This is a genomic window from Pseudomonas sp. (genome assembly GCF_030690725.1).
Lineage (GTDB): Bacteria > Pseudomonadota > Gammaproteobacteria > Pseudomonadales > Pseudomonadaceae > Aquipseudomonas.
In genome coordinates this window covers 1-1971 of sequence record NZ_JAUYGD010000088.1, presented here as the reverse complement: position 1 = coordinate 1971, position 1971 = coordinate 1, and the positions used below count along the sequence as shown (strand labels likewise).

Sequence of the window (1971 nt, the reverse complement as noted above, 5' to 3'; positions counted from 1 at the left end):
GACTCGCCGTAAGGGCGAAAAGGGTAAGTAAGGTTGCCGATAAAACGTGGTCTGTCCCCTATTACCCCTGTATGCGGGCGCGGCGGTAGTTGGGCATGGTGGCTCATCCGTGAGCGGCTGGGTCGTTGAGCCATGGTGGACAAGCTTCGCGTTGTCCACCCTACGCCGGGCATGGCGATGATCCGTAGGGTGGATGACGCTTTATCCATCCACCGTTACGGTGGTTGTCCGGGTTACTTGCTTCAATCATCCTTAGATAACGATATTTGAATATAGATAGTAGGCCCCTAGAAGACATATTATTAGAATTAGAATTGCGCCGCCGCCGGGGTTTGTGGTGTTTATAATGTTTTTAATAGTTGTTGTTAGTTCTGTGACGTTCCTTTCGCTCAGAAATTCGCCGTCTCGCAAAGCCATTTCTAAAAGAGGCTTTCTTCTGTTTTTTGCGAGAAAACTCAATTCGTTTTCAATGTAGGCTACTGCTGTGCTTGAATGGTCTCCGGGCGCGAAAGGAATCTCGCCTCTTGCAAGAAGAGTCTTTTGTTTATTCCGTTTTGGTGCCTGGCCTAATAGTGCGAAGAATAGGAGTATGAAGATGATTAAAAAAAATCCAACGATATATGTTGATACGCTAAATGAGCTTCTTATTTTTATTTGATCTTTTTCGTCTAGTACGTTTATTTTGCTGATGTTCTTTATTCTTGATTCAACCTTGAATGTTAGATCTTGGCCAGAGATTAGTGCGCTGAGGTTGATGATATCGCCCGGGTTTAGAAGTGGGAATTTTATTATTATATTACTACTGTTTTGCGTTATTTCTGCCCCAAGGTTGTCTGGAGACATAGAATCAATTGTTGCTTTGAGTAGCTCGCCTTGAGTGATGATTAAAGTCGGTGGCGATACTAAATCTGATCCTTCAATAGGGGTTCGTCCAGTGTTCTTGAGGGTGAATTTTATTTTGCTTAAGGTTTCAATTTCATGACCTAGATATGAAATTGAGAGTCCGTCAACTGAGGTTTTTTTCTCTATTATGTTCGTGCCTTGCTCTTTTGTTATTGTTAGTTCTGATTTGGTGCTCCACCAGTCCCAAAGTATAGGTGTGATAATGCCGGTCGCTGCTAATAGTAGTGCGATAGCCGTGCGTGAAAATCCTAGGCGTGTGTTTTTTGTTGGCATTCTTGTCTCGTTAATAAAAAGCCCCGCACTAGGCGGGGCTCTTAATCTAACTCGCCACCCCAAACATCCATTTCAGGTAAAGCGCTCTTAATCTCTCAGTGAGTGACTGGAATCAATCCCAGCTCAACGCCCCACCAGTCTGATACTCAATAACCCGCGTCTCGAAGAAGTTCTTCTCTTTCTTCAGGTCCATGATTTCCGACATCCATGGGAACGGGTTAGAGGTACCTGGGTACTCTTCCTTCAAACCGATCTGGGTCAGACGACGGTTGGCGATAAATTTGAGGTAGTCCTCCATCATCGCGGCGTTCATGCCCAGTACGCCGCGCGGCATGGTGTCGCGTGCGTATTCGATTTCCAGTTGGGTGCCCTGGAGGATCATCTGGGTGGCTTCGTCTTTGAGCTGGGCATCCCACAGGTGTGGGTTTTCGATCTTGATCTGGTTGATCACGTCGATGCCGAAGTTCAAGTGCATGGACTCGTCACGCAGGATGTACTGGAACTGCTCGGCGACGCCGGTCATCTTGTTGCGGCGACCCATGGAGAGGATCTGGGTAAAGCCGCAATAGAAGAAGATGCCTTCCAGAACGCAGTAGTAGGCGATCAGGTTGCGCAGCAGTTCTTTGTCGGTCTCGACGGTGCCGGTGTTGAAGGTCGGGTCGGAGATCGAACGGGTGTACTTGAGGCCCCAGCTGGCTTTCTTCGCGACCGATGGAATCTCGTGGTACATGTTGAAGATCGCGCCTTCGTCCATGCCCAGCGATTCGATGCAGTACTGGTAGGCGTGGGTGTGGA

At 47.8% G+C, this 1971-nt stretch carries 2 protein-coding genes; both read right to left on the bottom strand.

Annotated elements, in window-relative coordinates; translation table 11 throughout:
* Nucleotides 1-252: 252 nt before the first annotated feature.
* Nucleotides 253-1176, bottom strand: a complete 924-nt coding sequence (locus Q8O69_RS20710; RefSeq protein WP_305594196.1) for a hypothetical protein — start codon at nt 1174-1176, stop codon at nt 253-255.
* Between the two features lie 112 nt (nt 1177-1288).
* Nucleotides 1289-1971, bottom strand: a 683-nt coding sequence (locus tag Q8O69_RS20705; RefSeq protein WP_305594194.1) for a ribonucleotide-diphosphate reductase subunit beta, incomplete at its 5' end; no start/stop codon positions are given.